This window comes from Pseudomonas sp. zfem004 (genome assembly GCF_032621715.1).
In the GTDB taxonomy this organism is placed as follows: Bacteria; Pseudomonadota; Gammaproteobacteria; order Pseudomonadales; family Pseudomonadaceae; genus Aquipseudomonas; species Aquipseudomonas sichuanensis.
In genome coordinates this window covers 173900-200545 of the sequence record NZ_JAVYJF010000007.1, presented here as the reverse complement: position 1 = coordinate 200545, position 26646 = coordinate 173900, and the positions used below count along the sequence as shown (strand labels likewise).

Below are 26646 nucleotides of genomic sequence, written 5' to 3'. Positions count from 1 at the left end.
CGGCATACACGCCCTGAGCGTTTTCGTAGGCTGCGATCCTTTCTCGACAAGGAGTGCAGCCCATGGCTTTCAACGGATACATGAGTATTAACGGCAAGCGGCAAGGTTTGATTTCGTCAGGCTGCAATACCCAGGCGTCCATCGGCAACAGGTGCCAGGTCGCGCACCAGGACGAGATCATGGTGATGTCGTTCAGCCACGGTATTGCCAACCCGGACAACACCCAGCGCGCCACCCACCACCCCGTTGTGGTCACCAAGCTCATCGACAAGTCCACGCCCTTGCTGGCCCAGGCCGTGGACAGCCGGGAAGTGCTCGACTGCGATATCCAGCTGTACCGCATTCATCCGGCAGGCCATCGGGAGAAGTACTTCTCCGTAAGGCTGGAGGGCGCGGTGATCGTCGGCCAGGAGCTGGATGTGCCCCACGCGGTGCTCTTGACCGACCAGGACGCCGAGGAGCGGCTGCTCATCAGCTATCGGGCCATCAGCTGGATTCATCACGCCGCCGGAACCACCGGGTACGCCAGCTGGGGTGAGCAGCCATGAGCCAGCGTGACGAAGAATATGGTGAGCGGCTGGATGAGGCGTATTGGGAGGTGAATGCGGCGGCGTCTCGGTTGATCAGCTATGGCTGTGGGATTAGTGCTAAACACCTGCGTGATCGGCGGTTGCGGATGCAGTTCAATCGGGAGTTGGCTTATTACGCGCGGCGGGTTTTGGACGATCTGTACCATCGAAAATCCAGTGCCGAGGATGCGCTCATTGAGTTGAGGAATGAGAGAGATAGGCTGAAAGCTCAGTCCGAACGCATCGCTATGCAAGCGATTGGAGTTGTTGGCGGAGCAGGTCAGGTCATTACCGGTGCCGGTATTTGTTATGGGTCGCTTGGGTTGCTGTGCGCAACCTTGGGGGCTCCAATGATTGCGCATGGAGGGAATAACATATATGAGAGTGCCAGGGGGTTGTATGAAGGTCGTGACGATATAGAGGGGCCGGTTAAGAAAGGCTATCGTGAAGTCTCTAAGATTTTGGGGTATACCGAGCGGGAGGGTACGTTAGCTTACTTGGCCAGCGATGCGGCTCTGTCGGTGGGCGCTCTGTTTCGGCCAGTTCTTAAAGCGGATGCATGGAGGCTCTACAAGTATTACTCCGTTGGTAAAGAGGCTGCGATACGACAGATGAGCACGGCAGCGGGTGTTGTAGAAACAGCCACAACCGGTGCTACGGCATATCAGTTTAATAAAGAATACAAAAAATGAGTGTGTTTGAGTTTTTCCTGATCATCGTCGTAGATGTGCCGACTACGTTGCTGATCAGGCGCTATTTTTGCTCCGTGAAAAGTGGAGTGTTCCTTGTGGTGCTGGCCTATATTCATGCGGTTCTGGTGGGAGGTTTCTACATCACGCTTTTAAAGAGTGATGACGTGTTTTTTGTGAAAATCGAACATGGAGATAATTTCTTTCGTGACTTGATTTTTGTCAGTGTTGGGGTTTTTGTCATGGTAATGTTTCATGGTTGGTCTGTTTCTTCACGCTATAGATAGTGTTGTGGGCTGAGACTGCAGCTAATGCGCTCGCCGCAATTGTGATGTGTAAGGGGTAAAGTAAGTGGCTATGACAGGTTTGCTGTTTTTCATTGTGCTGGATGTCTTGTTTACCCTTTGCTTTGCCAGGCTCATCCTCCGAGGGAGGGTGTTGGCAACAATAATGACGCTATTCAGCATAGTTATGATGGTTGTTTATTTGAAGCTGATTGGCGGTTCGGGCTTGATTGAATATTCGTTTGGCTATGGTGAAGGGTTTGGGCAGGAGCTAAATATCGTGACGACTATAAGTGTTGCTATGATTTTGTTTCACGCTTGGTTTATATAGCCTGTTTCAGGTTGGCTCTAAAAATTGGCCCAGGCTAATTCACGAATAAGCTCATCTCAATGAAAGAGGTAGGGCAAGGCGCCCGAGCGTTGAGGCCGGGTCAAGCAGAGTTGTGACAATCTGCAACCAGCACTGGGCAGGTGCTATCGCAGGTCAAGCCCGCCCCCACAAACACGTGGGAGCGGGCTTGACCCGCGATAGGCATCACATCAGATGCGGAAACTGCCCACCAGTTGCTTCAGGCGCCCGGCCTGCTGGCTCAGGGCGTCGCAGTGGCGCAGGGTTTCGTTGAGGTTCTCCACCCCTTGCTGGTTCAGGGCGTTGATCTGGGTGATGTCCAGGTTGAGGCTCTCGACCACGGCGGTCTGCTCTTCGGTGGCGGTGGCCACCGACTGGTTCATGCCGTCGATCTCGCCGATGCGCTGGGTCACGCTGGCCAGGCGCTCGCCGGCTTGGTTGGCCACCTGCACGGTCTCTTCGCTGGAGACCTGGCTGGTGTTCATGGTGTGCACCGCTTCACGCGAGCCCACCTGCAGGCTGGTGATCATGCGGTGGATCTCTTCAGCCGATTCCTGGGTGCGGTGCGCCAGGTTGCGCACTTCGTCGGCGACCACGGCAAAGCCACGGCCGGCCTCACCGGCACGGGCGGCCTCGATGGCGGCATTGAGCGCCAGCAGGTTGGTTTGCTGGGAGATGCCCTTGATCACGTCGAGGATCTTGCCGATCTCGTCGGTGCTGGCATTGAGCGTTTCGATCTGCTCGCAGGATTCGCTGATGCGCAGCGACAGGGCGGTCATCGCGCTGATCGCTTCTTCCACCACCGCACGGCCGCCGTGGGCCTGTTCGCTGGCGCCGCTGGCGTGTTGCGAGGCGTCGGCGGCATTGCGGGCGATCTCCTGGGTGGCGGCGCCCAGCTCGTTGATCGCTGCGGCGACGCTGTTGGTGCGCATGCTCTGCTCTTCCGAGCCGCTCAGCGAGGCGTTGGAGGCGCCCACGACTTTTTCCGACAGGTCATGCACCAGGCGGGTGGCCGAGGACACTTCGCTGATCGAGGCATGGATCCGCTCGACGAAACGGTTGAAGGCGGTGGCCAGTTCGCCGAACTCGTCCTTGTTCTCCACGGCCAGGCGGCGGGTCAGGTCGCCTTCGCCTTCGGCGATGTCCTGCATGGCACGGCCCATGGTGGTCAGGGGGCGCATCAGTACCGGGATCAGCAGGCCGAGCAGGCCGGCGATTGCGGCGACGGCGATGAGCATGGCGATGATTGCCGAGGTGCGGAACTGGCTCAGCGGGGCGTAGGCCTTGTCCTTGTCGATCGACAGGCCGATGTACCACTGCGCCGACGGCAAGCCTTGAACCGGGGCGAAGGAGATGATGCGATCCTTGCCGTCGAGGCTCACGTCCTGCATGCCGGGTTCGACGCGCAGCGGGCTGCCGGGGTAGATGTCCTTGAGGTTCTTCATCACCCGGTCTTTGTCCGGGCTGACGATGACCTGGCCATCGCGGTCGACCAGGAACGCATGGCCGATGCCGCCGAAGTCCACGGCGTTGATGATCTCGACCAGGGTGTTCAGGCTCAGGTCGCCGCCGACCACGCCCAGCAGTTCGCCGTTGGATTTTGCCTTGACCGGGATGGCGATGGTCACCACCAGGCCGCCGACCGACGCCTGGTAGGGCGGCGTCAGCAGGGTCTGGTTGGCGCTGACCGCCTGGGTGTACCACGGGCGCTGACGCGGGTCGTAGCCGTCGGGCATCTTCGCGTCAGGGCGCTGGGTGAACAGCCCGGTGTTCTGGCCGAAGTAGGTGAACTGGAAGTTGCTGGTGTACGACGGCTGGTCGACCAGCCCAGGTACGTTGCTGCCGGCGCCTTGCTGGGCGATGTCCTGGGCCAGGTTTTCCAGCACCAGGATGCGCCCGCTCATCCAGTTCTGCACGCTGCTGGCGGTCTGCAGACCGGCTTGGCGTACCGATGACTCGATGTTCTGGCGGATGGTATTGCGCTGCAGGTAGTCGTTGTAGAGGGTGAACAACGCGAATGCCAGGACGACGACGCCGCAGGCACTGAGCAGGATCTTGTGGCGGAATTTCAGGTTCATGTTTCGAGACCTTGATTCTGGGAAGGGAGGGCGCCGCATGCTTGTGGCACGAGGGGCGGGCCTGTTCCCGAGGTATCGGCCGTTTGCGCAAAATGTTGAAAGACTAAATGTCGCAGAGGTTGGCTGCTATGCCCTCAAGTGGTCACAAATCATTTCGCGGCCAGCAGCGCCACCAGCGCCCTGGCTGCCTGACCCATGGGCTGCTGCTTGAGCCAGAACGCGTGCACCGGCAGTTCCAGGGCGTTGCGGGTATTGCGAAAGTCTAGGCGTACCAGGCGCCCGGCCTTGATCAGCGGGGCGACCCGCGACAACGGCAGGTCGCCCCAGCCCAGGCCCGCTTCGACCATCTGCACGGCCAGGTCGAGGCTGTCGGTGCGCCAGTGCGAGGTGCCGATCAGCGAACGTGGGTCGGCCAGCGGCAGGTCGCGGCTGCGCACCAGGATCTGGCGCAGGTGCACCAGGTCTTCGAGGTCACGAATGCGGCCCTCGACATAGGCAGGGTGTTGCGGTGACAGGGTAGCCACCAGCGATTCCATGGCGATGTGCTGGAAGCTGCGCCGTGGGTCGACCTGCAGCCCGGCAAAGGCCAGGCACAGGCTGACCCTGGCGCTGTCGAGCAGTTGCAGGGCGTCTTCCTGCGGCGCGGCCAGCAGCTCGATATCCAGCAGTGGATAGCGCTCGCCCAGGCGGGCGATGGCCGCGAGCAGCGGGCGCTGGTCGATGTCCGGGACCACCGCGATGGCCAGGCTGCTTTCCAGCCCGCGCGACAACTCCAGGGCGTGCACGCTCAGAAGCCCCAGTTGCTCGGCGATCAGCCGCGCATGGGGCTCCAGGGCCTGGGCCTGGGCGGTGGGGCGCGCCTCTCGCGAGCCACGCTCGAACAGGTTGTAGCCCAGTTCGGCTTCAAGGTTGCCGATGGCCATGCTCACAGCCGATGGAACGCGCCCCAGCGCGCGGGCCGCGGCAGAAAACGAACCGTGATCGAGCACGGCGAGGAACAGCAGGATGGTATCGCTGGAAAAGTTCATGGCAGTCTCCTTTCAGCAAATCTGAAAGGTGCTGACTTTTTCTGTCAAGCTCGTTGAAGCATCCTTGCCCGCCTTCGACAACTCGCGGTAAAGGTAACCCCCGTGCAAGGACTCAAACGCAAACTGGTCTACGTGACCTTCTATGAATTGATCGGCCTTTGCATGTCGACCCTGGGCCTGGCCTACCTGTCCGACACCCAGGCTTCGCATACCGGCCCGTTGGCGGTGATGATCACCACCATCGCCATGGCCTGGAACCTGATCTATAACAGCCTGTTCGAGTGGTGGGAGAGCCGCCAGGCGACCCGCGGGCGCAGCTTGGCCCGGCGGGTGGCGCATGCCATCGGCTTCCAGCTGACTCTGGTGGTGTACCTGATTCCGCTGATCGCCTGGTGGCTGGACATGACCTTGCTGGAAGCGCTGGTGGTGGATCTGGCGTTCATCATCCTGGTGCCGTGCTACACCTTCGCCTACAACTGGGCGTTCGATCGGATCTTCGGCTTGCCGACTTCGGCCATGGCGCCAGCGCCGGCCTGAAGATCCGGCTTGCCGGCGATGAGGCCGCTACTCACAACCGACCCACTCAAGGCGGCAAGCGAATCAAAAGCGGCGCCTGCTCCTGCAGTGGCACCCGGTTGGCGAGCAGGCTGTCTTCCACCTGCCCGGACAGGTAGTAAACCCCCGCCATGGCCCCGCTCTGGCGGTTCTCCATCAATTCCTGCCATTCCTCGTTCAGCGCCACGTTGAGGATCACCCGCAACTGCTCGATCATCTGCGGCTGCTCGCGGTCGTGGGAGAGCATGCCGTAGCCGGTCACCACCACCGAGATCATGGCCCCCGCCGCCTTGCCCACCGCGGCGGCGATGGCGCTGGCCGCCCCGCGCGGGGCGAGGCTGGCCCCGAGTTTCTCGCTGGCCTGGGTGGCCACCGACGACAGCCCTGCATCGGTCTGCCCCGGTGCCTTGGAGGCCTGTTGATGCAGCTGCTGGCGCAGCGACTGCCAGGCCGGCTGCTGCTCCAGCGACTTGGCTCGAAGCAACTGATAGAGCGTGGCGTTGCGCGCATCTGGCGGGCCGAGGGCGATGGCCGGGATACGGTTAAGGCGCTGGCTGAACTGCTCGGGTGGGGCGTTGTAGCGCTGGATGATCGCCGGCAGCTGCTGGCCCAGCAGCTGCAGATACAACTCGCTGGCGCGGTCGCGGATACCTTCGGGGTTGATCTGTTCGGCCACCGGGTCGACCACCCGCTGGTGGTACTGCTCCTGCAGGTACAGGCCCAGGCGCTTTTCGGGCGGCTCGTTGCCATTGCCGTTGTTCATCTTGTACCAGGCCACCTTGAGGGTGAGCCATTGCTGGGTCCAGTAGCCGGTGAACCAGGGGATGAAGTCGTTTTCGGTGCGTTGCTGCACCTGTTCCTTCCACACCCGCATCGAGCGTCGGGCGTAGTCGTTGGCCGAACCTGCGGCGGCGGCGGAGGCTTCGATGATGTCCTGGTCGATGCGTTGCCAGACAGCGGGTGGCAGGTTTTGCGGTGGCGGCGGGGCAGGGGGGTGTTTGCCGGCGCAGCCGGTGAGGGCCAGCAGGAGGCAGAGCGGGAAAATCAGGGGAAGTGATTTCACGCCGGTTGCCTCTGTGCAAAAGAAGCCGGGGATGGTTATCCGAGTATAGGTGTGTCGGCTGTATCGCGGAGCATGCAATCTCCCGTGGGAGCGGGCTTGCCCCGTGATGAGGGCGCTGCCTTCAACCCAACTGACCCAGGTCGAGCTTGGCTTCCAGGTGGTCCAGATGCTCATGCATCAACGCCAGCGCCGCGCCGCTGTCACCGCTCTCCACCGCATCGATGATCGCCGCGTGCTCCTGCCAGGCGCAGTGCTCGCAGCAGGGTGACTCATAGCGGGCGATGATCAGCGAGGTCATCGGCACCAGACCGTTGAGAAACCGCGCCAGCGGTGCGTTGGCGGCCATCTGCGCCAGCTTCATGTGGAATTCGCCACCCAGGCGGATCGCCGTGCAGCGTTCGCCTTGCTCATGGTGCTGGCGTTCGCGTTCGACCAGCTGGCGCAGCTGGCGGATCTGCGCCGGGCGCGCGCGCTGGGTGGCCAGGCCGATCAGCGTGGTCTCGGCCAGGCGCCGGGCGCTGAGCACCTGGCGCGCCTGCTCGGGGTCGGGGGCGGCCAGGTGCGCGGTGTGGCTGGGGCGCTGCACGATCACCTGCTGGTCGGACAGGCGCCCGAGCACCCGGCGGATCACCGTGCGGCTGACCCCGAAGGCGTTGCCCAGGGCCTGCTCGGGCAAGGCGCTGCCCGGTGGCAGGCGCTGTTCGAGAATGGCGTCGAACAGTCGGGGGTAGATCTGCTCCGCCGACAGGCGGGTTTCGCCGGCACCCAGCAGGGCAGGCAGGTACGGGGCGGCTTGGGCGCAGGTGGTCATGGTCGCTCTCCTGTTTCAGGTGCCTGGGTGTTCGTCCGGGATGTTCAGGGCGATGCCCATGCGCTCGCCCTCGGCGAGGATGTGCCGGCGCATCTGCAGGCTGGCCTGGGCGCTGTTGCGGTCGCGGATGGCACGTACCACCGCTTCGTTTTCGCTCAGGCGCGCGGCCAGGTGTTCGGGCGATTTGCGCAGCATCTCGGCGCTCTCCTTGAGGGCATTGCCGGTCTGCTGCACCACGCTCTGGAAGATCGGGTTGGTGGTCAGGGCGAACAGCGCCTCGTGGAAGGCGATGTAGGCATTGACGCCCGCTTCGCTGTCGCCGGCGTCGAGGGCTTCGCGCATGTCCATGAGGTTCAGGCGCAGCTGGCCGATGTCCTGGCTGCCGGCCGATTGTGCCACCAGCCCGGCGATGAAGGGTTCGAGGGTGTAGCGCAGTTCCAGCACGTCGGCCAGGCTGGCGGCGGCAACGGCCTCCGGGCTTTGCGCTTGTGCGGCGTCGGCGTCCAGCACCAGTACGCCCTTGCCGGGCATCGAGCGCACCAGGCCCAGGGTTTCCAGCACGATGACGGCTTCGCGCAGGCTGGGGCGGCTGATCCCCAGCTGCTCGGCCAGCTCGCGCTGGCCGGGCAGCATGTCGCCGCTGCGCCACTGGCCTCGGGCCAGGGCCTGGCGGAGTTTCTCCACCACGGAGGTGACTACGGTTGAAGAGCTGATCACGGTTCGCTCCTTGAGAGGCGCTGCATTCTTGCGTTTGCCCGGCCGGCGCTGGGCGCCGGCCGGTTCAGGCTTAGAATTCCTGTTGATGGGGTTGGCCCTGCTTGCGGGGGGCGTGAGCGAAGCCAGGCTTGTTGGCCAGCACGTTGTGGGCGCGGTCAAGGTCGATGTCCTTCTCCCAGCGGGCGATGGCCACGGTGGCGACGCAGTTGCCGATGAGGTTGGTCAGCGCCCGGCCGATGCCCATGAACCAGTCCACCGCCAGCACCAGTACCAGGCCCACCACTGGGATCGCCGGCACTGCTGTAAGGGTGGCGGCGAGAATCACCAACGCCGAGCCTGGGATGCCGTGGGCCCCCTTGGAAGTCACCAGCGACACCAACAGGATGGTCAGCAGGTCGCTCATGGCCAGCGGCGTGCCGGTGGCGTTGGCGATGAACACGATGGCCAGGGTCAGGTAGATGGAGAAGCCGTCGAGGTTGAACGAGTAGCCGGTGGGGATCACCAGGCCGACGGTGGAGCTGCCTATACCCAAGTGCTCGAGCTTGCGCATCACCTGTGGCAGCACCGCATCGGAGGAGGCGGTGCCGAGCACGATGCTCAGTTCTTCACGCAGGTATTTGATGAAGGGCAGCAGGCGCAGGCCCGACAGGCGCATCACGGTACCCAGCACGATCAGCACGAAGCCGGCGCAGGTCAGGTAGAACAGCGCTACCAGACCGCCCAGGTGCTGCAGCGAGCTCAGGCCATATTTGCTGGTGGTGAAGGCGATGGCACCGAACACACCGATCGGTGCCAGGCGCACGATCATGCCCATGATGCGGAAGATCACGTGGCTCAGCTCGTTGATCAGCCGCGAGATGCCCGAGGCCGACTCACCCACCAGGTTCAGGGCGCTGCCGAACAGCACCGAGAACAACAGCACCTGGAGGATGTTGTTGTCGGCGAAGGCGCCCACCACCGAGGTGGGAATCAGGTCCATCAGGAAGGTAGTGGTGCTGTGGATATGCGCGCCGCGGTCGGCCAGGGCGCCGGCGTCGGCACTGGAGAGCTGGTCGAGGTGGATGTTGGCGCCGCTGCCGATGCCGCTGGTAAAGGCGAATACCAGGCCGATCACCAGGGCCAGGGTGGTCAGCACTTCGAAGTAGATGACCGATTTGAGGCCGATGCGCCCGACCTTCTTCAGGTCGCCGGCGCCGGAAATACCGCTGACCACCACGCAGAACACGATCAGGCCGATGAGCATCTTGATCAGCTTGATGAAGCCGTCACCCAGGGGTTTGAGTTGCAGGGACAGGTCGGGGAAGCTCAGGCCACAGGCAACGCCTAGGGCGAGGCCGAGCACAACCTGGAGGAAGATCGAACGCGAACACCATTTGAGCATGGGAGGGATCTCGGGTCGGTGTCCTTGCCCCCCCAGCCACACGGAGCGAAAGAGTGCAGGACTTAATTATTGTGGTCTTACCGGTTTGTTCACTGCGAGGGTCATGTAACGCCTAAATTTGCCTGATTGCAAGATTTTTTGGCCATACCGGTCTGACCAGTTGCGGTGCAATGCGGTCAACTCTGCTCTGGTGTGGGGCGCGGGGGAATTTCAGGCCTTTGCGAGGACCTGATCGATGGCGACGATCAGCTTGGCCAGGTCCTTGGGGGGCGCTTTGTGGATGGCACGGAAGAGGTAGGCACGCTGCTCTTCTTCGTCGTCCGGCTCGGCGAAAAAGGTTTTCAGTCTCACCCCCAGTACATCGGCAAAACCGGTCAAGGCCTCGATGCTGGGGGTGTAAGTGCCGATTTCGAAGCGGCTTATGGTCTTGGGGTCGAAACCGGTCAGTTCGCCCAGTTGCGCTTGCGTGAAGCCCGCCAGTTTGCGGTAGCGGCGCAGGGCAGGACCGAGGCCAGAACTCGTCATCGCTCAATTCCCATTTAGAATCAAGCACTTAACGATATCTATCCGCTTAGTGCAACGCCATGATTCATCACCTTTATTTGCAAAGTGTGATGGAATTCGTAGAATCGCCAGCTTTGACTGATCAGTCATTCAAGTATCCATCCAGGGGGAAACGGGCCCTTTCGGACCGCGACACGCTGCTGTTGGTTACTTTGAGCTGATCCAGGATGAACCGTTCCGATGCCCCGACATCCTGTCTGGTCGCTCGTCGGGCCGTTCGCGAATGGAGTTGCATCGTGCGTCTGAACCTCCCGGTCAACCCGGTCGAGCAAAGCTTCCCCGAACACCAGCGGCTGATTTCGGCCACCGACACGGCCAGCCTGATCACCTACTGCAACGCCGAGTTTGCCGCCGTCAGCGGCTACAGCCAGGCCGAGCTGATCGGCAGCCCGCACAACCTGGTGCGCCACCCCGACATGCCCGAAGCGGTGTTCGAGCTGATGTGGCAATACCTCAAGGCCGGCCAGAGCTGGATGGGTATCGTCAAGAACCGCTGCAAGAACGGCAATTTCTACTGGGTCAGTGCCTACGTCACGCCGATTCTGGAGAACGGCCGGGTGGTCGGCTACGAATCGGTGCGCGTGCGCCCCAGCCGTGAGCAGGTAGCCCGGGCCGAGGCGCTGTATGCCCGGTTGCGGGCGGGCAAGGCTGCCTTGTCGCCCGCCCGGCGCCTGGTGTTGCTGCAGCGTGCCATGGCCGTGCCATTGCTCGCTGGCGCGCTGGCCATCGGTGCCAACCAGCTGTGGCCGGGCCTGCCGGCCCAGGGGCTGACCCTGGCGTTGTTCGCCGGTGTCGGCATCTGGGCCCAGAGCCGCATGCGTCGGTATCTGCAGGGAATCGCCAAGGGCGCCGGCAACACCTTCAGCGACCCGCTGGTGGCGTTGACCTACAGCGACCAGGCCGGTGCCGCCGGGCAGCTGGAGCTGATCCTGATCAGCGAAGAGGCACGCCTGAAAACCGCGCTGACCCGCCTCAGCGACCTTGCCGCACAGATGGCCGATGCCGCGCAGGATGCCGGGCGCTTGTCGCGCGGTACCGAGTCGGCGCTGCTCGAACAGCGCGCCGAAACCGACCTCACTGCCACGGCCATGACCGAGATGGCCGCCTCCATTGGCGAAGTGGCCGGCCATGTGCAATTGACGGCACAAGAGGCGCACACCGCGCACCTGCTGGCCGAGCAGGGCAGCCAGGTCGCCGATGCGACGGGCGCGGCCATTCGCGGGTTGGCCGACACGGTTGGGCAGATCAACCAGGCGGTCAACGACCTGGCCGGTCAGACCGGTGCCATCGCCGAAGCCGCCGGGATGATCCGTGCCATCGCCGAGCAGACCAACCTGCTGGCGCTCAATGCCGCCATCGAGGCGGCCCGCGCCGGCGAACAGGGGCGTGGCTTTGCGGTGGTGGCCGACGAGGTGCGCGCGCTGGCCGACAAGACCCGCCAGTCCACCCTGCATATCCAGGCGATCATCGACACCCTGCGCAGCGGTGCCGAGCAGGCGGTGAGCATCGCCAGCCAGGGCATCGACGGCGCAGGCCAGGGCGTGACCCAGGTAGCCCAGGCCCAACAGGCCTTGCAGGGCATCCGCCAGGCCGTGTCGCGCATCAGTGACATGAGCCAGCAGATGGCGGCGGCTTCACAGGAACAGTCGGCAGTGGCCGAGGATGTCTCGCGGCAGATCAACGGGGTGGCCGGCACGGTGGTGCAAAGTGCTCGTCACGCCAACGCCGCCGCTTCGCGAGGTGCCGAACTGGAACAGGTGTGCGCCGGATTGCGCGCCCTGGTGGAGCGCTTCAACCGCTAGGTTGCCAAGGTTATGGATGACAACTATCGCGCAGCCGTGGATGCGGCTGCGATCTTTTCCGAGACCGACCTGCGTGGCCGGATCACTTACGTCAACCAGCAGTTCTGCAGCATTTCCGGCTACAGCCGCGAGGAGCTGCTGGGGGCCAACCACCGCATCCTCAATTCCGGCCTGCATGAGCCGAGCTTCTTCCTCGACATGTGGCGCGCCCTGGCGGCCGGCCGGGTGTGGAAGGGCGAGATATGCAACCGGGCCAAGGACGGATCGCTGTACTGGGTCGACAGCACCATGGTGCCGCTGATCGACCCGCACACCGGCAGGGTACGCAAGTACGTGTCGATCCGTTTCGACGTCACCGAGAAGCGCCAGCTGCTGCACACACTGCAGTGGCGGGTCGGTCATGACGTGCTGACCGGCCTGCCGAACCGCGCCTACCTGTCCGACCTGCTCAACCAGGCGTTGGCATTTTCCCGGCGCGAGGATGTGCCGCTGGCGGTGTGCATGCTTGATCTGGACGGCTTCAAGGCGGTCAACGATGGTTACGGCCATGCCGTCGGCGACCTGCTGTTGGTGCAAGTCGCCAAGCGGCTGCAGGGCATTCTGCGTGGCGGCGATGCAGTGGCGCGCCTTTCCGGTGACGAGTTCGTGCTGATCCTGCGTTACGTCCAGGGGCCGCAGCAGTTGCAGGCGGCGTTGCAGCGGGTGCTGCAGGCGCTGGCCGCGCCCTATTCGGTCCGTGAGCATTCATTGACCCTCAGCGCCAGCATCGGCGTGACCCTGTACCCCCAGGACGACGAAGACACCGACACCCTGGTGCGCCACGCCGACCAGGCCATGTATGTGGCCAAGCAGCGCGGGCGCAACCGCTATCACCTGTTCGATGTGTCCCAGGAGCAGGAGCTCAAGGCCACCCACCAGACCGTGGCGCGGGTGCGTCGGGCCTTGCGTGAAGGTGAGTTGTGCTTGTACTACCAGCCCAAGGTGAACATGCGCAGTGGCCAGGTGATGGGTTTCGAGGCGCTGCTGCGCTGGCTGCATCCCTCGAAAGGGCCGGTGCCCCCCGGGGATTTCCTGCCGCTGGTGGAGCAGACCGACCTGATCGTCGAGTTGGGCGAATGGGTCATCGACCAGGCCCTGAGCCAATTGCAGCAGTGGCGCTTGGGCGGATATGACTGGTCCGTCAGCGTCAATATCGCCGCCCGGCAGTTGCAGCGCGGTGACTTTGCCGAGCGCCTGGCCCAGTTGCTGGCGCGTCATCCTGGAGTACCGCCTGCGCGGCTCGACCTGGAAATCGTCGAGTCGGTGGCGATCGATAACCTGGCCCGCGTGGGCCGCTGCCTCGACGCCTGCCGCGCGCTCGGGGTCAGCTTTTCGCTGGATGACTTCGGTACCGGCTTTTCTTCGCTGAGCTACCTCAAGCGCCTGCCGGCGCAGACCATCAAGATCGACAAGTCCTTCGTGCGCGACATCCTTCATGATCATGACGACCTGGCGCTGACCACTGCGGTGATCGGCCTGGCAAGGGCATTTGACCGCACCGTGATCGCCGAAGGGGTGGAGAGCGTGGAGCATGGGCAGGTGCTGATGGGGCTGGGTTGCGAGCTGGGGCAGGGCTACTGCATCGCCCGGCCGATGCCTGCGCACGGGGTGGTGCAATGGGTGGCGGGTTACCTGCACCCAGAGCAGTGGAGGTAATCCTCGCCACGGGCGTGGCACGCGCAGGTGCCACGCCCGTCAGGTCATGGGTGGTAGACGTTGACCATGACCTCGGTCAACTCGCTCAGCAAGGCACTCTCATCGACTTGGCGGGCGCTGAGCAACAGCTCGGCGGCGCGCTGGTAGAGCGCACCTTCGTTCGGGTAGCGCGCGGACACCAGGTCGACGCGTTGGACAGCGCCGTCGATGCGCCAGTGCAGGCCGGGCACAGCGCCCAGTTCTCCCTCCAGGGCGTCGATGTAGGCCGGCGGCACCGTGGGGCCGGTATAGACGCCAGCGGTATCCGAGGCTTCGCTGAGCGAGTCGAAGTAGTGGGAAGCGCCTTCCCAGCGATCCTGCAGCGTTTCCCAGGCTAGTGGGCGCAAGCGGCGCACCCAGCTCTGCCAGAAGCGCTGGTGGACGGCCCAGTCGATCAGGGACGAGGCGTCGGTGCCCGCCAGCACGGCATCGCCCAGGCGTTGCAGGGTCGCTTCGTTCAGGTGCGCCAGCATCGGGAAACGCATGAGCTGCGGCTGTGCCGGCAAGCCCAGTCGTTCCCTGAGTCGGATGCGCGCAAGCAGCGCCATTTCCAGCTCGTCGGGGTGGTCGCTGGTCAGTTCCTGGTCGCTGATGTCATCGTCAGGGTGAAGGGCCGGGGCCATGTCACTGGCTGGATCATGACCGTCGGCCCGGAGTGCGGTACGCCTGGCCCTGCGGGCCTGGTAAAGGGCACCGATGCGCTCGTCCAGCACGCGTTGGCGCAGCAGGCCCAGGATGCTTTGCACCGCGACCTGTTCGTCGGCGCCATCCGCTGCGGCAAGGTTGACCATCTGCCACAACGTCACTTCGGTCTCGACTTCCTGGAACAGCAGGATGGCCTGGTCCACGCACTCCTCGGTAGCATCGTTTAGCAGGTCGATGATCTGCTGCTGGACCTGCGCCCGTCCCCAGCCGCCCTCGACGGCGCCGGCTTCGTCCATCGCCAGCAGTTGCAACACGCGCTGCATGCGCTGGGTCATGGTGGTGGGCGCGCTCTGGAAGTCCAGGGTGTCGGGCAGCCGCCGCAGCAGGTCGTAGAGTGGCCGCCACTGCGGGTCTTGGGCAGTGCTGTTGATATGCAACTGAAGTTCTTCGGGCCAGTCGGCCGCCCACAGGTGGCCTTGGCCGATCGGGGCGGTGACCGTGAAGCCTGCGTCGCTGAGGTTGCCAAGGGCTGTGTCGCTGAAGGGGTTGCCATTGAAGGCGTAGGCGATGCCCGGGTGGCGTTCGCGTACTGCGCGAGCGTAGGCCGTGTGCAGCAGGTCGGGTGCATCAATCAGTTCGTTGGTGCTCAGGTCCAGGTGGCGCAGCGCCAGCGGCTCCTGGTTCATCAGGGCCTCGAGCCCCATTGGCCATTGGCTGATAGTGGTCAATTCCAGGTCCAACTGCTGCAGATGCGTCCAGCCAGTAAGGTCGGGGGCCAAGCCCAGGGGGTTTTCATAGAGCACCAGCATCTGCAGGCGATCGAGACCGGCAAGTGCAGTACGTGCTGCCTCGTCGAGCACGATCGCGTTCTGCCCCAGGCTCAGCCCGCGCAAGGCTGGCCAGCGATGCAGGGCCTGGAAGTGTTCGGCGGTCATCACCAGTTCGTTGAGGTCGGCCTGGAACCAGGCCAATGACGGCAACGTCGACAGGCGTTCGAGCGTGGCTACCGACAGGCCGCGAATACCGTCGGTGAGGTTGAGGCGTTGCAGGTGCGTCATGCCGGCGAGCAGCCCCAGGTTGGCTTCATCGTTCAGATCGAAGTTGTTTTCCGACACATCCAGCCTTTGCAGTTCGCCCATCTCGGCGAGGGCTTGGGGCAAGTGCCCGAGGTTGTTTTCCGCCAGGTCCAGCAGTCGCAGACGAGGAAACGCGCCGAGGAAGGAATTCAGGCCGCTCATGTCGATGGCGTCGAGTCCATTGATGCTCAGCAGGCGGACGTGGGGCAGGCGCACCGGGAGGGTAGGCAGGCTGTCCAACCCGGCCCCTTCGATCACCAGGTTGATGTCGTCGAGGTTGTCATGAGGGCCCTGGGCGCTTTCTCGCCGCCAGGCGCTTCGAATGCGTTGGGCGGCCGTTTCGCGCAGCGCGCGTTGCTGCTCGATGGCGCCGATCAGCAAGCCTTCCGGTGCATGCACCCAGCGCTGCAACGCCGCATCGAGCTGGCGGTACTCTGCCTGCAGGGTCTGCAGCAGGCGCGCGAACGCGCCCGGCAGTGGCCCGGCCTGGTGGCGCAGGCGCTGGCGCAGCATTTCACGGTCACCCTCCGGCGTGGCTGGGTAAAGTTGGTCGAACAGTTCGTCGTCGTTCAACGCGCCCTGGCCGCGGCCACTGAGCACATAGCCGATGCGTCGCTCGCCGGGCAGTCGGGTTGGCAGGCGGTACATCGGGCGAACCGGGGCCATGCCCAGGTCCCTTGCGGCACGGCGACGGTCGCTGGCCGCCAGTTCGAAGAGCCTGTCGCGCAACTGCGCACCATCGTGGATGTCCAGGCCGATGGCGTCACGCGCCTGGTCGGGCAAGGCACGCAACAGGGACCGGTACAGGTCGTCGTACCCGCCCAGCTCCAGGCCCTTCTCGTCGTAGGGCTTGTAGCCCTCGTTCGTGCGCACCAGGACCTTGGTGGGGTTGCCCGGCTTGCCAGCGGCGCTCAACAAGTCACCTTTGGCATGGGGGGCATGCAACTCGACACGCACCGTGTCGGACCAGCCTGGCAGTCGCTCGAGCGCGGCGAGTGCCAGTGCGTCCCTGTCCGTGGCATTGCCGGTGTGTTGATGGAAGCGCGCCAGGGCCTTGGTAATACGGCTCTCGCGCAGATACAGGCGTGCCGTTTCAGCCATCCTCAACGGTAGCCGACCCGTCTGCTGCAACCGGGTGAGGTCAGCCGGGCTGGCCTGGGCGAGGATCTCTTCGCGGCATCCAGCGCTGAGCGCGGGGAAGTCGCGAGCAAGGGCGGCTTCCAGCGGTTGCGCGGGTGTTGCTGCCATGGGCGTTGCGCCGAGTGCTTCCAGGCTGTCGCGCATCAGGGCCGGCACGGGCCGGTGGTCGACGAGGATCCGGCGCATGGCCGCGGCATCGTAGCCGCTGCAGCGCAAGGCCTTGGCCAACGTGGCGGTGGCCAGCCCATCGGTTTGCGGCCCCACGTGCCTGAGCAGGCTGTCGGCATCCCAGGCCAGGGGGCGGTCGTGCTCCAGCAGCCAGGTGCCCTGGCCATTGCCCAGCAGCGCTGGTCGATGGTTGTGGCCTTCGGCGGGGGCCAGGCGCAGGGTACCGTCTTCGTCCTGAGTCAGGGGCAGCGCCAGGCCGTCGCGCTCCAGCCACTGTTTTCCCTGCCAGACGTGCAGGCCCTGGGCGTTTGCGGCTCCTCCCGGGGGCCAGGGGCGGGGACGGGAAAAGGCGGCCAGCTCGCCGTGCCAGAGCTTCTGCGCGCCATCGGCGCCGACCTGCTGCCAGGCATGCAGGATGCCTTGGGGCTCAATGAACCGAGAGGCCGCGCCCAACACCGCGACTTGTGCGAGGTTGGTGATCACGTTGAACAAGTGACCGATGGCGGCATCGGCATCATCTTCATTGGCGGCGTGTACGCCCTCGATGAATTCGTCGACCAGCTGCGCGCCACCGATCACCAGCATTACTTCACCCAACCCAGGCACGAAGGAGGCGGCCACATTGAGCAAGTTCAGTCCGGCGGCCAGCCAGCTCTGCAGGTGAGCCAGCAATGCTGCGGCATCACGTTGGGCGACAGGTACCGCCAGGGTGGCGGCGTCCTGCAGGCGTCGTTCGACCTCGACCCGCGCATGCTCGGTGAAGGCGTCTTTTGCCCAGGGCGTGAATACCAGCTCCAGTCGGGCGTTCTTGTCGAGGGTTTCCTGCCAGAGGTCGGCGGGCGCCGGGAAGGCACGTTTGAGCCAGCTGAAGCGATCGCCCTTTTCCAGTACCGGTGGCGTCGGGTGCAGTTCGGCATAGGGATAGCGGGGATACAGGACCGCGCGTAACCGGGCGGCGAACTGCGGTCGCTCCGCCGGGCTGATATAGCGACTGAAGAACTCCCGTTCCTCCTGCTGCCAGAGCATCCGACTCAGCGCCTGGGTCATGGCTTGCACCGAGGAATACTGGCGCAGGGGCTGGTGAGGATGGCCTGGCAGGTACAGCACGCACATCTGGTTGTCGTACGCGCCGACTTTGTTTTCCAGGCGGATCAGTAGTGGCCCGCTCAAGGGCAGGCCGAACAGGCTCAGGTAGCCGCAACTCAGAGGCAGGGCGGCGCCTGCCTGCTCGGCAAGCAGCCGTTCGGCCAGCTGGCTGCCGTGTGCATCCAGGTGACCCTGCAGCCTGGCCTGCAGGGCGTGTGCGGCAAACGCGGCGAGCGCCTGCTGGCGCAGCAGTTCACGGAAGCTGTCGGTATCGATGTGGTCGGCCAGGTGATAGCGATAGCGTTGGCCAAGATCAAGATTGCGTACACCGCTGACGAACGTCGCAGCCTGCTCGGCGGGGCGTTTGTCCAGACCGCTGGCAGTGTCGAACAGGCTGATCCTTGCGCCCTCGTCGAAGTTCTGCAAGGCCGCTTCCAGCCAGGTGTGCTCGTTGCCGTCGACCCACACGCGGCCTTCATCCAGTCCAGGCAGCGCCTGGCTCGCGAACCAGCGCGGCAATGCTTGCTCCAGCAGGGGGCGGCAGAATGCTTCGATATCCTGTATCGGCTCCAGCGCGCGCTTGAGGCGGCGCATCGCCGTATGGCTGGCCTGGATTCGTCGCTTGAGGCTGCGAAGGTCGTCGGCGCTTGCTGCCGAGGCCCATGTGGGCAGGCGTTGGTGAATGAAGGCGAGGTGAGGGGAAAGCGGGGATTGGGTCATTGATGCGGCTCCGTGAAAGGGAGCCGCGAGATTAATCATCAAAGGCCGGGCGGCCGGGTTACATATCTGGTACCCGGCCGACGGTGAATCGGTCTAGACCTGTGGGGCGGTGCTCTTGACCGAAGCGAGCTCCGGATGAGCCACCAACTTGTCGATGTGCAGCTCGTCGTTGTTCATCCAGGTCTCGGTCAGCACCCGGTAGTGCTCCATGTCGCGGCAGCGCATGCGCAGGCTGTAGTCGAAGTGGCCGCTGATCAGCTGGCATTCGTACACCTGCGGGCAGGCCCGCACGGTGGCTTCGAAGGCGCGCTGGGCCGAGCGCCCACTCTGGTTGGACAAGGCCACCAGCACCAGCAGCGACAGGCCCGGGGAGACCTGCTGCAGATCGATGATCGCCCCATAGCCGCGGATCACCCCGCGCCGCTCCAGCTTGCGCACCCGTTCCAGGCAGGGCCTGGGGGTCAGGTGCACGAGGGTGGAAAGTTTCTCGTAGGTGATCCGTCCATGGTGGCGCAGCACGTCGATGATGGCCTCATCGATGCGGTCCAGCGGTGCGGCGGCGGGGGTGGTGGTGGCCTTGGTATCCATATACGGCGTGACTTCACTTGAGGCGATTGGAGAGGAACTGCCGCAGGCGCTCGCTCTGTGGCTGGTCGAGGATTTCGGCGCTGCCGTGCTCTTCGACCAGGCCCTGGTGCAGGAACAGCACCTGGCTCGAGACCTGGCGGGCGAAGCCCATTTCGTGGGTGACCATGAGCATGGTACGTCCTTCCTCGGCGAGCGTCTGTATCACCTTGAGCACTTCGCCGACCAGCTCGGGGTCGAGCGCCGAGGTGGGCTCGTCGAACAGGATGATTTCCGGCTCCATGGCCAAGGCGCGGGCGATGGCCACGCGCTGCTGCTGGCCGCCTGACAGAAACGCCGGGTACTGCTCGGCGGCGCGTGCCGGCAGGCCGACCTTGTCCAGGTACTTGCGCGCCCGTGCTTCGGCTTCGCTGGCGCTGATGCCCAGCACCTTGCGCGGCGCCAGGCAGATGTTCTCCAGCACCGTCAGGTGGCTCCACAGGTTGAAGTGCTGGAACACCATGGCCAGGCGTGTGCGCAGGTTCTGCAGCTGGGCCGCTGGCGGGGTGCCCTTGCTCAGGTCGAGGGTCTGGCCGTCGAGGGTGATGCTGCCGGCGTTGGGCTGTTCGAGGAAGTTGATGCAGCGCAGGAAGGTGCTCTTGCCCGAGCCGCTGGCGCCGATCAGGCTGATCACGTCGCCCTTTCGGGCCTGCAGCGATACGCCCTTGAGCACCTGGTGCTCGCCGTAGTGCTTGTGCAGGCCGTCGACGCTGAGCTTGATGGCGCCGGCCTGGGCATGGCTGCCTGGGGCCTGGGCGAAGTGGGTGAGTGGCAGTGCGGTAGCGGTCATCGGGTCAGCCTCGGGCAGGGTCAAGGAAGCGCATCCAGCGGCGTTCAGCCAGTCGGAACAGGCCGACCAGGGCGAAGGACAGCAGCATGTACAGCAAGGCGGCCACGCCGAAGGCCTGGAAGGTCAGGAAGGTCGCGGCGTTGGCGTCGCGGGCCACCTTGAGGATGTCGGCGACGGTGGCGGTGAAGGCCAGGGAGGTGGCGTGCAGCATCAGGATCAGCTCGTTGCTGTAGGCCGGCAGCGAACGGCGCAGGGCTGCCGGTAGCACCAGGAACAGGTTGAGCTTCCAGCCACGCAGGCCATAGGCCTGTGCCGCCTCCAGCTCGCCGGCGGGCAGGTTGCGGATGGCCCCGGCGAAGATCTCCACGGTGTAGGCGCAGGTGTTGAGCACGAAGGCCAGTAGCGTGCAGTTGAGCGCGTTGCGGAAGAACTGGTCGAGCAGCATGTGCTCGCGCACCACCTGCAGGCTGTAGAGGCCGGTGTAGCAGATCAGCAGCTGGATATAGAGCGGCGTGCCGCGGAACACGAAGGTGTACAGCTGCACCGGCAGGCGCAGCCAGGCATGGTGCGAGGTGCGCGCCAGGGCCAGCGGCAGCGAGAGCAGCAGGCCCAGCAGCATGCTGACCACGAACAGCCACAGGGTCATGGTCAGCCCGGAAATCCCGCTGCCATCGTTGTACAGGTAGGCCGGGCCGTATTGCTGAAGGAGTTCGATCATCGCGCCAGCTCCTTGATGCCGATGTTGTAGCGCCGCTCCAGGCGTTTGAGCAGCTGGTTGGACAAGGTGGTGATGACCAGGTAGACCAGCCCGGCGATGCACAGGAAGAACAGCACGTCATTGGTGGTCTTGCCGGCGTTCTGCGCGGCCTTGACCAGATCGGCCAGGCCAATGATCGACACCAGCGCGGTGGACTTGAGCAGCACCAGCCAGTTGTTGCCCAGCCCCGGCAGGGCGAAGCGCATCAGTTGCGGGAACAGCACCAGCCAAAACCGCTGCGCGCGGCTCAGGCCATAGGCGGTGGCGGCTTCCAGCTGGCCGGCCGGCACGCTGAGGATGGCGCCGCGGAAGTTCTCGGTGAAGTACGCGCCGTAGATGAAGCCAAGGGTGATCACCCCGGCGCCGAACGGGTCGATTTCCACGTAGTCCCAGCCCAGCGCCTCGGTCAGGTCGTTGAGCCAGATCTGCATGCTGTAGAAGAGCAGCAGGATCAGCACCAGGTCGGGGACGCTGCGGATCAGCGTGGTATAGAGGGTGGCCGGGATGCGCAGCAGTCTAGAGCGTGACAGCTTGGCGCTGGCACCGACCAGGCCCAGCAGCAGGCTGACGGCCAGCGACAGCAGGGCCAGCTTGAGGGTCATCCAGGTGCCCTGGGCCAGCAACGGGCCGAAGCCCTGCAGGCCTTGGGAGAGGAAGTCGTTCATGACAGGGATCTCGCGGGGAGGCCATCGCGGGGCAAGCCCGCTCCCACGTGGTGAGCTCGTGGGAGCGGGCTTGCCCCGCGATCAGCGCTGTAGGTCACTCGTTGTAGATGTCCAGCTCGCCGACGTACTTCTTCTGGATCGCGGCATAGGTGCCATCGGCGTGGATCATGGCGATGCCTTTATCGAGCAGGGCCTTGAGCTCCGGGTCGGTCTTGCGCAGGCCCATGGCGATGTCCAGCGGCAAGGACGGGTCCTTGATCGCCGGGCCGCTCTTGAAGTCGGCGCCTTCGGGCTTGGAGAGGAAGTTGAGCTGGGCTTCGAGCTTGTCGGTGACAGTGGCGTCGAGACGGCCATTCATCAGGTCGGCGTAGTTCTGGTCCTGGGCCTGGTAGGCCTTGACCTGGGCGCCCAGCGGTGCCAGCACGGCGCGGGCATAGGCTTCCTGCAACGAGCCTTGCAGCACGCCGACCTGCTTGCCCTTGAGCGATTCGACGGTGTCGCCGAAGCCTGCCGACTTGCGCACGATCACCGAGGTGGGGCTGAGGAACAGGCGGTTGGTGAAATCGATCTGTTTCTGGCGTGCCGGGGTGACGGCCATCGACGACATGATGGCGTCGAACTTGCGCGCCCGCAGGGCGGGGATCATGCCGTCGAATTCGTTGTGTACCCAGGTGCACTTGACCTGGAGCTTTTCGCAGATGGCGTTGCCAAGCTCGATGTCGAAGCCTTGCAGGCTGCCATCGGCGGCGACGGATTCGAAGGGCGGGTACTCGGGGTAGACGCCAAAGCGGATCTCGGTCCACTCCTTGGCCTGGGTAACGGTGGTGGCGCACAACGAGAACAGCAGCACGCCGAGGCGTTTTCGTAGGGTGAGCATAGGTGTAGGTCCCTGGGTGTTGTTATTGGAAGTAGGGGCAGTGCAAGCGTGAAGCTCTGTAACTGTTCTTGTGGGTGACTCGTTGGTCGCGGTCAGAATGCGCGAGGTAGAGCGGTTTTTTGTGTCGTTTGCCTGCGCGCACGGGGCCGGATTCGGCTGTTGAGTGGCTTGTTGCAGCCGAATCGGCTGTTGCGACAAGGATTTATGGAAGTGCGACAGCGGTTTCTGTCATCGCGGGGCAAGCCCGCTCCCACGCATCAACCATCCAGCGTGGGAGCGGGCTTGCCCCGCGATGGTCCGATCAGGCAGCGCTGGCCTTGCGTTCAACCGCCGCCGGCTGCAGCAGGGCAAACAGATCCTTAGGATTGGCCAGCTCCGGCACCAGATTGATGTCATGGCCAATGTCCAGCGCCTTGGCCACATCCAGCACGTAACGCAGCGCCGAGTAGTCCTCGATGGCAAAACCGACCGAGTCGAACAGGGTCACCTGCTCGGCGCTCTCGCGCCCGGCCGCGATCCCTTCGACCACCTGCCAGAACTCGGTGGTCGGCGAATCGGCCGGCATCTGCTGGATTTCGCCTTCGATGCGGCTCTGCGGTTCGTACTCGACGATCACCCGGGCCCGCTCGACGATCTCGCGGTGCAGCTCGGTCTTGCCCGGGCAGTCACCGCCCACGGCGTTCAGGTGCATGCCAGGCTCGATCATTTCGGGGGTGAGGATGGTGGCGTAGGCCTTGTCGGCGGTGACCGTGGTGACGATGTCGCTGCCGCGCACCGCATCGGCCACGCTGGCGGCGATGGTCAGTTTCAGCTGTGGGTAGCCGGCCAGGTTGGCCGCGAGTTTTTCCGAGGCCGCGCGGTCGATGTCGAACAGGCGAATCTCCTCGATGCCCAGCAGGGTGTGGAAGGCGATGGCCTGGAACTCGCTTTGCGAGCCGTTGCCGATCAGCGCCATGCGCTTGCTGTCCTTGCGCGCCAGATAGCGGGCGGCCAGGGCGGAGGTGGCGGCGGTGCGGATCGCGGTGGTCAGGGTCATCTCGCTGAGCAGCACCGGCGCGCCGGTATCGACGTCACCCAGGGCGCCGAAGGCCATCACCGTGAGCAGGCCGTCGTGGGTGTTCTTGGGGTGACCGTTGACGTACTTGAAGGCGTACAGGCTGGCGTCGGACACCGGCATCAGCTCGATCACCCCGTCCGGCGAGTGGTTGGCCAGGCGTGGGCATTTTTCGAAGTCGTGCCAGCGCAGGTAGTCCTGGCGGATGTACTCGGCCATTTCTTCCAGGCAGGTGGGCAGGCCCTTGCGGTTGACCAGGCGGGCGAGGTCTTGCACGTCGATATAGCGGGTCATGGTGAATCTCCTTTGAGGTCAGTGGCGCGAGGGCAGGTGGACTTCGGCGAGCATGCAGCGCGCGCTGCCGCCCCCGATGCGTTCGATATGGTCGATGTTCACTACCAGCGGGTGGCTGTGGCGCTCGACCTGGCTGCGCTGGCCGGCGTCCAGCGAGCGCCAGGCACTGCGCGACATCACCAGCAGCGAGCGACCGTCGCGGTCATGCACTTCGAGCATGTTGCCGGCGAAGTTCTCCAGCTGGTCGTGGTTGAGCGCCAGCACCTGCTTGCCGGTGTCGCGCAGCGAGTGTTCCAGGGCCTGGCGCTCGCCGGCGTGGGGCAGGGCGTCGAGGCACACCACGGCGAGCTGGCGGCCGACGTTCATCATCACGTTGCTGTGGTAGATCGGCGCGTGGTGGCGGTCGACGGCGTGGAACAGGCACAGGCGGTAGTCGAGCTGTTCGGCGAACTGGCGCAGGGCCTGTTCGTGGGTGCGGCCGGAGTGGCAGGCATAGCTGATGCGGTGTTCGCGATCCAGGACCATGCTGCCGGTGCCTTCGAGGAACAGATTCTGCTGTTCCAGCGGGCTCAGATCGACGGTCTGTTTGATGGTGAAACGTTCGTCCAGTGCCCGCAGCACGCCCTTGCTGCGCTCCAGACGGCGGTTCTGGCCTTCCATCGGGTAGAGCACCAGGCTGCCGTCGGCGTGGCTGCTCCACCAGTTGTTGGGGAAGATCGAGTCGGGCGTGTGCGGCTCGGGGGTGTCCTGCACCACCAGCACCTCGACGCCGTGCTGGCGCAGGCTGGCGACGTAGCCGTCGAACTCTTCCAGGGCCTTGGCGCTGGCGGTGTCAGGGTCCAGTGGGGCCTGCTGGAAGCGGTTGTTGACGGCGGTGTCCGGGTTGAAGGCGAACCGCGCCGGGCGAATCATGAGGACGGTATTTGTTGTTTGCATTGGGCACGCATCCACGGGTGGGCTGTGTGACCATTGTCGGGCGGATCAGGGCGAAATCCCGGCTGAAGCGCGCGGGGTGGGCGGCGGGTTCAGCTGAAATGGCGGGTTTGGCAGCGGAATCTGTTGTGCTGGCTCTATCGCGGGGCAAGCCCGCTCCCACGGTCTGTGGGAGCGGGCTTGCCCCGCGAGCTTGCGTGTCATTCACCAGGCTATGCCAGCCCTCGAGCGCGCAGCCGCTTGTACAACGTCGTACGGCTGACCCCCAGCGTGCGGGCTACGGAAGAGAGGTTGCCATCGGCCCGGCGCAGCAGTTCACCCAGGTCGTTCGGTGCGTGTTCATGCGCTGCGCTTTCTCCGGCCTCGGCCAGAAAGCTGTTCGGCAGATGCTCCACCCCGACCGGCTGCTCGCCAGCCAATGCCAGCGCCACCTGCATCACGCTGACCAGTTCGCGCAGATTGCCCGGCCAGGGATGGCGCTCCAGCAACACCAGCACATCATCCGCCAACCGCTCGGGCTGGCCGGGCTCGCGATAGCGCCCATGCACCTCTTCAATCAGTGCACGGCGGTCACTGCGTTCGCGCAGCGCCGGCAGCACCAGCGTCAAGCCGGCGATGCGGTAATAAAGGTCCTGGCGAAAACGCCCGGCGCGCACCTCGGCGGCGAGGTCGCGGTTGCTCGCCGACACCACGCGTATATCCAGTGCCACCGGCTCGCCACTGCCCAGCGGCTGGATGCTGCGGGCCTGCAGTACTCGCAGCAGGCGGGCCTGGGTGGCCAGCGGCATGTCGCCGATTTCGTCGAGGAACAGCACGCCGCCGTCGGCCTTGCGGATCAGCCCGGGGTTGCCTTTGTGGTGGGCGCCGGTGAAGGCGCCTTTTTCGTAGCCGAACAGCTCCGACTCCACCAGCTCGGCCGGGATCGCCGCGCAGTTGACCGCGATCAGCGGCTGGCGCGCCCGGCTGCTGGCCTGGTGCAGGGCGTTGACGAACACCTCCTTGCCTACCCCGGTCTCGCCCTGGACCAGCAGCGGGATGTCCTTCTCCAGCAGCAGGCCGGCCTGGGCCAGCGCCTTGCTCACACGCGCATCCGTGGCGCTGGGCACACGGCGCGTGGGTGGCCGGCGTGGCCCCTGCCATTGGCAATGCAGGCGTTGGCGGCCATGGGCGAGCAGGGCGAAGGGGCGACCTTCGGCGTGTTCGAGGACCTGCCGCAACGGCACCTGGAACAGCTGCGCCAGGTTCAGGTGGCGCGGGTCGGCGCCCAACAGGCTGTCTGCGCGGTGGTTGGCCGCACGCACCTCGCCGCGCTCGTCGAACAACAGCAGGCCGGCCCAGGGGCTGTCGAGGTTATCGGCGCCGGTGTTGAACAACAGCTGCCAATGCTGCTCGCCGGGCCCGGCGAGGATCAGCCGGTTCTCCAGGCTCTGGCTGAGCATGCGCACCAGGCCCAGGGTCTGGGTGGCAGGCAGGTAGCCGTCACAGGCCACGTCGAGTACGCCGACCAGGCGCCGTTCGGCGTCGAACAGCGGTGCGGCGGCGCTGGCCATGTAGCGGTTCTGCCTTAGATAGTGCTCGTCCTGGCCGACATGGATGGCCTCGCCGCACACCAGTGCCGTGCCCAGCGCGTTGGTGCCGACACCTTGTTCGCGCCAGCGTGCGCCAGGGTTGAAGGCGTGCTGCTGACGCGGGTCGACGAAGCGCCGGGTGCCCCAGGCGCCGAGCAGGCAGCCGCTGGCGTCGCCGAGCATCACCAGGTGGCTGGCGTTGCCCAGCAGGTGGGCGTATTGCGGCAGTACGTCGTCATGGGTGAGGCGCAAGAGGACTTGGTTGCGCTCGAGCAGGGCATCGAGCTCGGCACCGGTCAGGCAATCGAAGTCGGGCGCGTGCTGGGGCTGCAGGCCGTGCTCGCGGCAGCGCGCCCAGGAGGCCTGGATCAGTTGCGCGTGGGTCGAAACGGAGTGGGCCATGGGCCTGTCCTGTGGGCTGTTGTTTTTATTGGCGACCGCGATTGAGTGTCGTTCAGCGCTGTTCATTGTCAAACCCGAGGGTGTTCAGTTGTTCAGCGAAACTGTTCACTTCTGTACAAGCTGCGCGCCGTGCCAGGGGTCAAGATACCGGTATAGAGCGGTTGTGCCGGGCTGGCACGGAACTGGCTGGAGTGGCTGGACAATCATTACAAGAAGGCCACGC

23 protein-coding genes and 1 pseudogene are annotated in these 26646 nt (G+C 64.6%); 8 read left to right on the top strand and 16 right to left on the bottom strand.

What is annotated here, in order from left to right; genetic code table 11:
* Window positions 1–62: 62 nt before the first annotated feature.
* The 4 genes from RTH46_RS10265 to RTH46_RS10250 all read left to right on the top strand — a co-directional run bounded on the left by RTH46_RS10265 (window position 63) and on the right by RTH46_RS10250 (window position 1873).
* Window positions 63–548, top strand: a complete 486-nt coding sequence (locus tag RTH46_RS10265; protein ID WP_316905610.1) for an Hcp family type VI secretion system effector — start codon at window positions 63–65, stop codon at window positions 546–548.
* Window positions 545–1261, top strand: coding sequence for a DUF4225 domain-containing protein (locus RTH46_RS10260; protein ID WP_316905609.1), 717 nt, complete (start codon window positions 545–547; stop codon window positions 1259–1261). Before RTH46_RS10265 ends, RTH46_RS10260 begins: the two co-directional genes overlap by 4 nt.
* Window positions 1258–1545: a hypothetical protein gene (locus RTH46_RS10255; protein ID WP_153787340.1), complete on the top strand. Its 288-nt coding sequence runs from the start codon at window positions 1258–1260 to the stop codon at window positions 1543–1545. The genes RTH46_RS10260 and RTH46_RS10255 overlap by 4 nt, the downstream gene beginning before the upstream one ends.
* 70 nt (window positions 1546–1615) lie before the next feature.
* Window positions 1616–1873 (top strand): hypothetical protein, encoded by a 258-nt coding sequence (locus tag RTH46_RS10250; protein WP_316905608.1) that lies wholly within the window; start codon window positions 1616–1618, stop codon window positions 1871–1873.
* A 209-nt stretch (window positions 1874–2082) separates the two neighbouring features.
* On the opposite strand, the gene mcpA is transcribed toward RTH46_RS10250, so the two are convergent.
* Both mcpA and RTH46_RS10240 read right to left on the bottom strand, forming a co-directional pair.
* Window positions 2083–3969 carry a methyl-accepting chemotaxis protein McpA gene (gene mcpA / locus RTH46_RS10245; RefSeq protein ID WP_110994381.1) on the bottom strand — a complete coding sequence of 629 codons (1887 nt, stop codon included), beginning with the start codon at window positions 3967–3969 and terminating at the stop codon, window positions 2083–2085.
* A 149-nt stretch (window positions 3970–4118) separates the two neighbouring features.
* Complete coding sequence (locus tag RTH46_RS10240; protein WP_316905607.1) at window positions 4119–4997, bottom strand: LysR family transcriptional regulator; 879 nt, start codon at window positions 4995–4997, stop codon at window positions 4119–4121.
* A gap of 102 nt (window positions 4998–5099) precedes the next feature.
* Between RTH46_RS10240 and RTH46_RS10235 the strand changes: the two genes are divergently transcribed.
* On the top strand, window positions 5100–5534 hold the full coding sequence (locus RTH46_RS10235; RefSeq protein WP_153787338.1) for a PACE efflux transporter: 435 nt from the start codon (window positions 5100–5102) through the stop codon (window positions 5532–5534).
* Between the two features lie 46 nt (window positions 5535–5580).
* Here RTH46_RS10235 and RTH46_RS10230 read toward each other — a convergent pair whose 3' ends face one another.
* From RTH46_RS10230 to RTH46_RS10210, 5 genes are all read right to left on the bottom strand, one after another.
* The gene (locus tag RTH46_RS10230) at window positions 5581–6615 is read right to left on the bottom strand and encodes a hypothetical protein (protein WP_316905606.1); all 1035 of its coding nucleotides are present in this window, start codon (window positions 6613–6615) and stop codon (window positions 5581–5583) included.
* 121 nt (window positions 6616–6736) lie between these two features.
* Window positions 6737–7426, bottom strand: coding sequence for a GntR family transcriptional regulator (locus RTH46_RS10225; protein WP_316905605.1), 690 nt, complete (start codon window positions 7424–7426; stop codon window positions 6737–6739).
* A 15-nt stretch (window positions 7427–7441) separates the two neighbouring features.
* Window positions 7442–8143: a FadR/GntR family transcriptional regulator gene (locus RTH46_RS10220; protein ID WP_316905604.1), complete on the bottom strand. Its 702-nt coding sequence runs from the start codon at window positions 8141–8143 to the stop codon at window positions 7442–7444.
* Window positions 8144–8213: 70 nt separating this feature from the next.
* A complete protein-coding gene (locus RTH46_RS10215) occupies window positions 8214–9524 on the bottom strand; it encodes a C4-dicarboxylate transporter DctA (protein WP_110994375.1) in 1311 nt (436 codons plus the stop codon).
* 210 nt (window positions 9525–9734) lie between these two features.
* Window positions 9735–10049 carry a helix-turn-helix transcriptional regulator gene (locus RTH46_RS10210; protein WP_316905603.1) on the bottom strand — a complete coding sequence of 105 codons (315 nt, stop codon included), beginning with the start codon at window positions 10047–10049 and terminating at the stop codon, window positions 9735–9737.
* Window positions 10050–10255: 206 nt separating this feature from the next.
* On the opposite strand from RTH46_RS10210, the pseudogene RTH46_RS26255 reads away from it, so the two are divergent.
* The 3 genes and pseudogenes from RTH46_RS26255 to RTH46_RS10200 all read left to right on the top strand — a co-directional run.
* Window positions 10256–10606, top strand: a pseudogene (locus tag RTH46_RS26255) (PAS domain-containing protein); the annotation flags it as partial.
* A gap of 174 nt (window positions 10607–10780) precedes the next feature.
* Window positions 10781–11890, top strand: a complete 1110-nt coding sequence (locus RTH46_RS10205; RefSeq protein ID WP_410478559.1) for a methyl-accepting chemotaxis protein — start codon at window positions 10781–10783, stop codon at window positions 11888–11890.
* Between the two features lie 12 nt (window positions 11891–11902).
* Complete coding sequence (locus tag RTH46_RS10200) at window positions 11903–13585, top strand: putative bifunctional diguanylate cyclase/phosphodiesterase (RefSeq protein WP_316905601.1); 1683 nt, start codon at window positions 11903–11905, stop codon at window positions 13583–13585.
* Window positions 13586–13629: 44 nt separating this feature from the next.
* Here the strand turns inward: RTH46_RS10200 and RTH46_RS10195 are convergent, their stop codons facing one another.
* The 9 genes from RTH46_RS10195 to RTH46_RS10155 form a co-directional block, all read right to left on the bottom strand.
* Window positions 13630–18459 carry a dermonecrotic toxin domain-containing protein gene (locus RTH46_RS10195; protein WP_316905600.1) on the bottom strand — a complete coding sequence of 1610 codons (4830 nt, stop codon included), beginning with the start codon at window positions 18457–18459 and terminating at the stop codon, window positions 13630–13632.
* A gap of 93 nt (window positions 18460–18552) precedes the next feature.
* Window positions 18553–19047, bottom strand: a complete 495-nt coding sequence (locus RTH46_RS10190) for an Lrp/AsnC family transcriptional regulator (RefSeq protein ID WP_316905599.1) — start codon at window positions 19045–19047, stop codon at window positions 18553–18555.
* A gap of 13 nt (window positions 19048–19060) precedes the next feature.
* Window positions 19061–19873, bottom strand: coding sequence for an ABC transporter ATP-binding protein (locus tag RTH46_RS10185; RefSeq protein WP_256671371.1), 813 nt, complete (start codon window positions 19871–19873; stop codon window positions 19061–19063).
* Window positions 19874–19877: 4 nt separating this feature from the next.
* Window positions 19878–20591 carry a histidine ABC transporter permease HisM gene (gene hisM / locus RTH46_RS10180; RefSeq protein WP_153787330.1) on the bottom strand — a complete coding sequence of 238 codons (714 nt, stop codon included), beginning with the start codon at window positions 20589–20591 and terminating at the stop codon, window positions 19878–19880.
* On the bottom strand, window positions 20588–21295 hold the full coding sequence (locus tag RTH46_RS10175) for an ABC transporter permease (RefSeq protein WP_316905598.1): 708 nt from the start codon (window positions 21293–21295) through the stop codon (window positions 20588–20590). Before RTH46_RS10175 ends, hisM begins: the two co-directional genes overlap by 4 nt.
* 94 nt (window positions 21296–21389) lie before the next feature.
* Window positions 21390–22172, bottom strand: a complete 783-nt coding sequence (locus tag RTH46_RS10170) for an ABC transporter substrate-binding protein (protein ID WP_153787328.1) — start codon at window positions 22170–22172, stop codon at window positions 21390–21392.
* Between the two features lie 301 nt (window positions 22173–22473).
* The gene (locus tag RTH46_RS10165) at window positions 22474–23520 is read right to left on the bottom strand and encodes an ornithine cyclodeaminase (protein ID WP_316905597.1); all 1047 of its coding nucleotides are present in this window, start codon (window positions 23518–23520) and stop codon (window positions 22474–22476) included.
* 18 nt (window positions 23521–23538) lie between these two features.
* The gene (gene ctlX / locus RTH46_RS10160) at window positions 23539–24456 is read right to left on the bottom strand and encodes a citrulline utilization hydrolase CtlX (protein WP_316905596.1); all 918 of its coding nucleotides are present in this window, start codon (window positions 24454–24456) and stop codon (window positions 23539–23541) included.
* A gap of 209 nt (window positions 24457–24665) precedes the next feature.
* Window positions 24666–26423 carry a sigma-54-dependent Fis family transcriptional regulator gene (locus RTH46_RS10155; RefSeq protein WP_316905595.1) on the bottom strand — a complete coding sequence of 586 codons (1758 nt, stop codon included), beginning with the start codon at window positions 26421–26423 and terminating at the stop codon, window positions 24666–24668.
* Window positions 26424–26646 lie beyond the last annotated feature (223 nt).

Excerpts from the sequence above, each read along its gene's own strand:
- RTH46_RS10215 (WP_110994375.1), bottom strand. The coding sequence starts at position 9,524 with ATGCTCAAATGGTGTTCGCGTTCGATCTTCCTCCAGGTTGTGCTCGGC.
- RTH46_RS10260 (WP_316905609.1), top strand. The coding sequence starts at position 545 with ATGAGCCAGCGTGACGAAGAATATGGTGAGCGGCTGGATGAGGCGTAT.
- RTH46_RS10165 (WP_316905597.1), bottom strand. The coding sequence starts at position 23,520 with ATGACCCGCTATATCGACGTGCAAGACCTCGCCCGCCTGGTCAACCGC.
- RTH46_RS10210 (WP_316905603.1), bottom strand. The coding sequence starts at position 10,049 with ATGACGAGTTCTGGCCTCGGTCCTGCCCTGCGCCGCTACCGCAAACTG.
- RTH46_RS10250 (WP_316905608.1), top strand. The coding sequence starts at position 1,616 with ATGACAGGTTTGCTGTTTTTCATTGTGCTGGATGTCTTGTTTACCCTT.
- hisM (WP_153787330.1), bottom strand. The coding sequence starts at position 20,591 with ATGATCGAACTCCTTCAGCAATACGGCCCGGCCTACCTGTACAACGAT.
- RTH46_RS10175 (WP_316905598.1), bottom strand. The coding sequence starts at position 21,295 with ATGAACGACTTCCTCTCCCAAGGCCTGCAGGGCTTCGGCCCGTTGCTG.
- RTH46_RS10240 (WP_316905607.1), bottom strand. The coding sequence starts at position 4,997 with ATGAACTTTTCCAGCGATACCATCCTGCTGTTCCTCGCCGTGCTCGAT.
- RTH46_RS10255 (WP_153787340.1), top strand. The coding sequence starts at position 1,258 with ATGAGTGTGTTTGAGTTTTTCCTGATCATCGTCGTAGATGTGCCGACT.
- RTH46_RS10155 (WP_316905595.1), bottom strand. The coding sequence starts at position 26,423 with ATGGCCCACTCCGTTTCGACCCACGCGCAACTGATCCAGGCCTCCTGG.
- RTH46_RS10200 (WP_316905601.1), top strand. The coding sequence starts at position 11,903 with ATGGATGACAACTATCGCGCAGCCGTGGATGCGGCTGCGATCTTTTCC.
- RTH46_RS10170 (WP_153787328.1), bottom strand. The coding sequence starts at position 22,172 with ATGCTCACCCTACGAAAACGCCTCGGCGTGCTGCTGTTCTCGTTGTGC.
- RTH46_RS10205 (WP_410478559.1), top strand. The coding sequence starts at position 10,781 with ATGGCCGTGCCATTGCTCGCTGGCGCGCTGGCCATCGGTGCCAACCAG.
- RTH46_RS10195 (WP_316905600.1), bottom strand. The coding sequence starts at position 18,459 with ATGACCCAATCCCCGCTTTCCCCTCACCTCGCCTTCATTCACCAACGC.
- ctlX (WP_316905596.1), bottom strand. The coding sequence starts at position 24,456 with ATGCAAACAACAAATACCGTCCTCATGATTCGCCCGGCGCGGTTCGCC.
- RTH46_RS10265 (WP_316905610.1), top strand. The coding sequence starts at position 63 with ATGGCTTTCAACGGATACATGAGTATTAACGGCAAGCGGCAAGGTTTG.
- RTH46_RS10190 (WP_316905599.1), bottom strand. The coding sequence starts at position 19,047 with ATGGATACCAAGGCCACCACCACCCCCGCCGCCGCACCGCTGGACCGC.
- RTH46_RS10185 (WP_256671371.1), bottom strand. The coding sequence starts at position 19,873 with ATGACCGCTACCGCACTGCCACTCACCCACTTCGCCCAGGCCCCAGGC.
- RTH46_RS10225 (WP_316905605.1), bottom strand. The coding sequence starts at position 7,426 with ATGACCACCTGCGCCCAAGCCGCCCCGTACCTGCCTGCCCTGCTGGGT.
- mcpA (WP_110994381.1), bottom strand. The coding sequence starts at position 3,969 with ATGAACCTGAAATTCCGCCACAAGATCCTGCTCAGTGCCTGCGGCGTC.